The sequence below is a fragment of the Dactylosporangium sp. NPDC000521 genome (genome assembly GCF_042898305.1).
GTDB lineage: Bacteria > Actinomycetota > Actinomycetes > Mycobacteriales > Micromonosporaceae > Dactylosporangium.
Genome location: NZ_JBIAYW010000054.1, coordinates 1 through 6285, shown reverse-complemented (window position 1 = coordinate 6285; position 6285 = coordinate 1). Strand labels below are relative to the sequence as shown.

At 72.9% G+C, this 6285-nt stretch carries 5 protein-coding genes and 1 pseudogene; 2 read left to right on the top strand and 4 right to left on the bottom strand.

The window, feature by feature from the left end:
• Nucleotides 1-101, bottom strand: a pseudogene (locus ACFY3L_RS54425) (DNA-binding response regulator); the annotation flags it as partial.
• Between the two features lie 241 nt (nucleotides 102-342).
• Between ACFY3L_RS54425 and ACFY3L_RS54420 the strand changes: the two are divergent.
• Nucleotides 343-1299: an Acg family FMN-binding oxidoreductase gene (locus ACFY3L_RS54420; RefSeq protein WP_389343879.1), complete on the top strand. Its 957-nt coding sequence runs from the start codon at nucleotides 343-345 to the stop codon at nucleotides 1297-1299.
• A 378-nt stretch (nucleotides 1300-1677) separates the two neighbouring features.
• Here ACFY3L_RS54420 and ACFY3L_RS54415 read toward each other — a convergent pair whose 3' ends face one another.
• Entirely contained in the window at nucleotides 1678-3240 is a 1563-nt protein-coding gene (locus ACFY3L_RS54415) for a hypothetical protein (protein ID WP_389343876.1), read from the bottom strand.
• Nucleotides 3237-4457 carry a glycosyltransferase family 2 protein gene (locus ACFY3L_RS54410; RefSeq protein ID WP_389343873.1) on the bottom strand — a complete coding sequence of 407 codons (1221 nt, stop codon included), beginning with the start codon at nucleotides 4455-4457 and terminating at the stop codon, nucleotides 3237-3239. Before ACFY3L_RS54410 ends, ACFY3L_RS54415 begins: the two co-directional genes overlap by 4 nt.
• A 925-nt stretch (nucleotides 4458-5382) precedes the next feature.
• Between ACFY3L_RS54410 and ACFY3L_RS54405 the strand changes: the two genes are divergently transcribed.
• Nucleotides 5383-6147 carry a site-2 protease family protein gene (locus tag ACFY3L_RS54405; protein ID WP_389343870.1) on the top strand — a complete coding sequence of 255 codons (765 nt, stop codon included), beginning with the start codon at nucleotides 5383-5385 and terminating at the stop codon, nucleotides 6145-6147.
• 30 nt (nucleotides 6148-6177) lie between these two features.
• Here the strand turns inward: ACFY3L_RS54405 and ACFY3L_RS54400 are convergent.
• Nucleotides 6178-6285, bottom strand: a 108-nt coding sequence (locus ACFY3L_RS54400) for a LuxR C-terminal-related transcriptional regulator (protein WP_389343882.1), incomplete at its 5' end; no start/stop codon positions are given.

Genomic DNA, 6285 nt, shown 5'->3' with positions numbered 1-6285 from the left:
CCGGACTCGCCGACGACCTCGATGTCGCCCTCCCGCTCCAGCATCTCCCGCAGCCCGAAACGGACCACCTCGTGGTCGTCGAGCAGATACACCCGGATCATGCGGCCCTTCCTCCGTGACGTCACGCCGGTACGGCACAACCTGCGCCCACCATCGTGTCACGCCCGGCGGGCCGTCCTGTGCGCCGGTGCCGCCGCCTGCCGTCACCGGGGCGCGGCCCGCCAGCCGCACGGGTGTGATCTGCCGGGTGATTCAGCGGATGGGGAGGTCCGCCGCCGGACGCCGCGCGGACACGGTCGGCGACCGTGGAATGGAGGAAACGGACCTGTTCAGGAGCGTGCGATGACCGACGTGGACATCTGGTCGGAAGCCACCTTCATGGCCGCGGTCGGCGAGGCCGTGTGGGCGCCGTCGATCCACAACAGTCAGCCATGGCGGTTCCGGCGCACCGCCGACGGCATCGACGTCCTGATCGACCGGGCCCGTGCCCTGCCGGTGTGCGACCCGGACCTGCGCGCGGCCCGCGTCTCGTGCGGCGCGGCCGTCTTCAACCTGCGCCTGGCGCTCGCCGTCGCCGGATCGCCGGCGGCCTGGACGGTCGGGTCGGGCGATGTGGTGGCCCACCTCGTGCCGGACCGCGGCAGACGGGTCACCCCGGCGGAGTGCCGCCTGCACCGGCAGATCCGGCGTCGCCACACCAACCGGTCCGGGTTCGCCGAGGCCCGGGTCGCGCCGGGCGTCATGACGCAGCTGGTGGGGGAGGCCGCCGACGAGGGCGGCTGGCTGCACGTCGTCGACGACGAACCGGCGATGTGGACGGTCGCGCAGCTGACCCGGCAGGCCGACACGCAGTTGAAGGCGAACCCGGCCTACGTCGCCGAGCTGCGCGCGTGGACCTCGGCCGACGACGAGGGCGTGCAAGGGGTGGGCCGCAGCGCCCGCGGCGACGCGCCCCACCCGGCCGAACTGATGACCCGCCGCGACTTCGGCGGGCCTTCCCGGGATGTCACCCGGGATCTGACGCTGGCCCCGGTCGTCGCCGTCCTCGGCTACCAGGGCGAACACCGCATGCACGAGATACAGGCAGGCATGGTGCTGCAGCGGGTGCTGCTGCGCGCCGCCGATCTCGGCCTCGCGACGGCGATGTACTCCCAGCCGATCGAGGTGCCGGCGATCCGTGAGCAGCTGCGGCTCGCCCTGCGGCGCCCGTACGCCCCGCAGCTCGTCCTGCGGTTCGGCTACGCGCCGACGACGTGCTACACGAACCGCCGCCCGGTCGCTGACGTCATCGATCGATGACCGCCCGCACCGCGGTCACGCTCCTGCTCGCCGACCGGCCCGGCCGTGCCTGCGTGCCGGGCGGACGCTCGTCACCCGACCGGGGTCGACGCTTCGACGGCGGGGAAGTGTCCGATCATCGCCCGACAGCGAGCGGCCAGGCCGACGACCGCGCCATCGCGGAGTGGTTGATTGGAGTCGGGTCGGCCCTACCGCAGATGGCATCCACCGGAGTCATCGCCCCCGCAGCACGGCAGCTGTCGGGCCGGCCCCGCACGGCGTGCCGCAGCCGGCCCACCCCGCGGCGAGGCCTGCGGCAGGCTCGGTCCGCGGCGAGGCATGCGGCCGGCTCGGCCCGCGGCGAGCGCCGCGGGCCGGTCACAACCGTCCGTCCGTCCGTTACCCGCCGGCTTGCCGGGACCGGGGGATGTTGGCGGCTTCGCGGTGTGAGGTCTCGACGCCGGCCGGGTCGACCCGGTGCGTCGAGGCCGTCGTCTCCGCCGCGGACGGCGCCGGTTCGGGCGTGCCGGTCGGCACCAGGACGGTGTCCGCGGCGGTACCCGCGGGGGTGGGGTTCGCAAGCCGGTGGGCCGCCAGCGCGGCCGCCAGCGGCGCGGTCACCAGCAGCGGCACCAGGAAGCGCAGGTCGATGACCGACAGCGTGATGCCCAGCAACGGCAGCAGCAGGCTCATGCCCGCCAGCAGGACGCTGTCCGCGGCCTCCCGGTCGCGGAGCCGTCCGATGGCGCCGCGTCTGCGCCACGCGGCCGCGACGAGCGCGAACAGGGCGAGCGCCACCAGCGCCGACGGCGGCAGCACGAAGGTCTGCCCATAGGCCCACATCGCACTGTTCAGCTTCGTGGCCTTGGTCGCCGCGCCCCCGGCGCCCGCCGCCCGGAAGTCGGTGACCATGAGCGTCGCATAGCAGTTGCTGTTGATCTGGTTGCTGGATCGCCCGCCGGACGGCATGGTCCACAGGTCCGTGGTGCAGGAGATCCGGGACGGTGCCTGCCAGCCCGGCTGCACGAGGTGCCAGGCGTCCTTGGCGACGGCCTTGGCGAAGTCGCCGGGCTGCCCGAGGATCGCCTTCACCGCGAAGCTCCGGAAGAGCCCGTCGTGCGCCGGACCCGGATAGCGCCGGCCGATGGCGTCGTGGTCCAGCTCCCAGAGGTACACGTCGCCGACCTCACGCTTGCCCAGCGGCTCCGGCGGGCAGATCTGCCGTTCCTGCGGGGTGAAGTCGGTGCGGCTGCAGTCGACGAACGTCGTGGTGCGCTGCCACATGTACCGGCCGGAGTAGCTGTTCAGCGCGTAGGCGTCGTAGTGCCGGTCGTACCACACCATGTAGGCGGCGAGCGGCAGGACCAGCGACACGGTGAACAGCGCGATGCGCCGCCATCCGACCCGCCGCACGATCAGGTACAGCACCACCAGCGCCGCGAGCGGCTGGCCGACGGTGCGGGTGAGCGTGACGAGCGCGAAGACCAGACCGCTGACGCCCATCAGCCACAGTGGCGGCTTGTCGGACCACATCAGCAGCACGATGCCGGCGAGGAGGAGGAACGAGAACAGCGTCTCGGACAGCACGAAGTGCTCGAGCTGGATCTGGCGCGCGTCCAGGAGCACCGGTGCCGCCGCGAGGGCGGACCAGCCGCGCCGCAGCCCTCGCCTGGTGCACAGCGCGTAGACGGCGACCCCCATGGCCACGCCCATCAGGTGCTGGACGATGGAGACCGAGGCGATGTGCCCGGTCACCGCGCCGAGCACCTTGAGCATCGCCGGGTATCCGAAGGGCCAGATCGTGCTCGGCGTGGTGGCGCTCGCCGAGTCCATGTAGCCCCGCGTGTCGTAGAAGTAGCCGAACGCCGGGTAGTACGCGGTCATCATGCCGATCCGGACGAGCACGCCGACCGCGACAAGAGCGGCGATCATCCGGTGCTCCCGGAGCCATTCGCGGGTCATCGCAGCGACGCCTTCGCAGCAGCGGCGGCCGGGCGCTGTGCCGGGATCTCCGGCTCGACGCCGGTCACCGGGGGCATCGTGCGGCGGGCTGCCGGACGCAACGACAGCAGGCTCGCGAACAGGCCCGAGAAGATCAGGATGATGCCGAGCGCGATGGCCGTCGCCGATGGCAGCACCAGGCGCAGGGTCTCCCGCGGGTCCAGCCGGCCGAAGCCGGTGGAGCCCCAGTCGGTGACCGCGACCAGCGTGCCGACCAGGCCGGCGAGCCCGACCAGCAGGCCCGCGGCGACACACCGTTCGAAGCTCAGCCACCGCACCCATCGCGCGTGCTTGTCCTCGCGGGTGATGCCTTCCTGGATGCCGTACAGCCGGGCGAACCCGCCGAAGATCAGCAGCTGCGCACCGGCGAGCGTGGCGAGGCAGGAGTAGACCAGGGCACTGACGTCGAAGGAGACGCCGGACACGTGCCGCTCCCCGGGCAGCAGCAGGACCGTGCCGGTCAGCCCGGTCAACGCGATGACCATGCCGGGGACGAGCAGCGTGGGCTTCGGCGCGAAGATCAGCAGGAAGCGCAGGTGGCGCCAGCCGTCGCGCCAGGTCCGCAGGTGCGGCGGGCGGCTGCGGCCGTCCGGCTGCAGCGTGGTGGGCACCTCGCTGATCGAGTACTTGGCCAGGGCGGCGCGGATGACCAGCTCGCTGGCGAACTCCATGCCCGGCATGCACAGCCCGAGCTCGCGGATCCGGGCGCGGTTGAAGCCGCGCAGGCCGCAGTGGAAGTCGCCGACGCCCGGCAGCGCGAAGAGCGCCCGGCCGAGCCACGACAGGACCGGGTTGCCGAGGTACCGGTGCAGCGGCGGCATCGCGCCGGGCTTGATGCCGCCCTTGAACCGGTTGCCCATCACGACGTCCTTGCCGGTGCGCAGCTCCTCGATGAACGGCCCGAGGTTGCCCAGGTCGTAGGAGTCGTCGGCGTCGCCCATGATGACGTACTTGCCGCGGGCCATCTCGATGCCGTTGATGAGCGCGCCGCCGTAGCCACGGATCGGGGCGTGGACGACCCGCGCCCCGGCGGCGCCGGCGAGGGCCTGTGAACCGTCGGTCGACCCGTTGTCGGAGACGATCACCTCGCCGATGACGCCGAGCTCGGCGAGTCCCTTCAGCGCCTTCCGGACGCAGGTCTCGACGGTCTCCGCCTCGTTGAGACAGGGCAGGACCACGCTCACTTCCACGGGGGCGGCACTACCGGACATGAGACTCCCAGAATGTCGTCGAACGGGCATAGTCACGGAACGTGACGCCGACGTTGCGGGTCGGCGCGACGCCGGGGGGACGAGTCCTGGTTGAGCACGCTCACGACGCTGTCGCTGCGGCACGGCACGCGCGTGCCGGCCAGCTCGGCGGTCTTGAGCGGTAACCAGATCGACCGCCACGGCACCGGCACCTTACCGTGCGGCGCTGCCGGGCCGCGACCCCCAAGAGGACCGGCCGCGGCGTCCGGCCGCGCTCGTGCGCGGCGGTCACGGGCCAGAGGACGAGACGGCGGATCAGGGCGGCGAGGTCGTCGATCAGCGGAACGACCGGCTGCCTACGCACCGTGATGTTCAAGGCGCCGACCGCGCTGCCGGGCCGGTCGCCGGAGACGAGGTCGGGCCGGGCGGCGAGGGCACCCGGCTGGTGCGCCGCGGCTTCCACGGCGAGCCTGGCCCGGGCCGTCGTCGCCGCGGCAGCCGGGAAGGCACTGCCCCAGAGGGTCCGGCACGCCGACACGAGGCGAACGCGCCGCCGGGAAGGTCCGCTGGGGACCTCGGCCGGCGGGGTGGCGGTCCTGCGCGCGCGTCGCTCATGGCTCACCTCCGCGGGCAGTCCACCATCGGCGCGGCTCGGTGGACACCCGCATCGCCGATTTCTCACCTGAATCTCACACATGAGGCGCGGGACTGCTTCTGCCGCAGTGACCCGTCCGGCGCCCGACCGGCGCCGGTTGTGCCGCGACAGCAGGGCCGCAAGGCCGTGCTGTACGAGGACCGCTGGCGCCGGGACTCCTGCCTGCACCCTCCGGCACGGCGGCGCGCGAGACTTGATGTGGCGGAGAACAGCTCCACTCGCCCGCTCCGTGGCACGGTCCACCGAGGCAGGTGTTCCATGAAACAGACGCTGCGGCTCGGACGCATCGCGGGATTCCCGGTCGGCGTCCACTGGTCGGTGCTAGTCATCATGGCGCTGCTGGCGCAGAGCCTGGCCACCGGCGTCCTACCGGCCGATGCGCCCGGCACCGCCGCGCCGGTCGCCTGGCTGCTCGGCGTCGCGGGTGCCGTGCTGCTGCTGGTGTCGCTGCTCGCCCACGAGCTCGCACACGCCCTGGTTGGCCGGCACTTCGGCATCCGGGTCGAGCGGCTGACGCTCTGGCTGCTCGGCGGTGTGGCGGAGTTCAGCGACGACCCGCCCAGCGCGCGGGCAGACCTCCTGGTGGCCGGTGCCGGCCCGCTGACGAGTGTCGCGGCCGCTGTGTGGTTCGGGTCCGCGGCGGTGCTGCTGTCGGCCGTGGGCGGGCCGGCCGCCGTCGTCGTCATGCTGCTCTGGCTGACGACGATCAACCTGCTGCTCGCCGGGTTCAACCTGCTGCCCGGTGCTCCGCTCGACGGCGGCCGGGTGCTGCGGGCCGCGCTGTGGTGGTGGCACGGCGACCGGGCGCGGGCCGCCCTGACCGCCGTCCGGGTCGGTCACGTGCTGGGCGTGACGATGGTCCTCGCCGGGCTGGTCGAGCTGGTGCTCTTCGGCCTGATCGACGGCGTGTGGACGGCGCTGATGGGCTGGTTCCTGCTGATGGCGGCCGGCGCCGAGGGCACGGCCGTCCGGTCGAAGGTCGACGCCCAGTCGCAGCGACAGCGAACCGACGCGTTCCGGTAGCGGCTCACCGGCCGCGCGTGCCGCCCCGGGTCAGTGCTTGCCGAGCAGGCGCGAGGCGAGCACTGCCGCCTGGGTGCGCCGCTCCAGGCCGAGCTTCGCCAGGAGGCTGGAGACGTAGTTCTTGACGGTCTTCTCCGC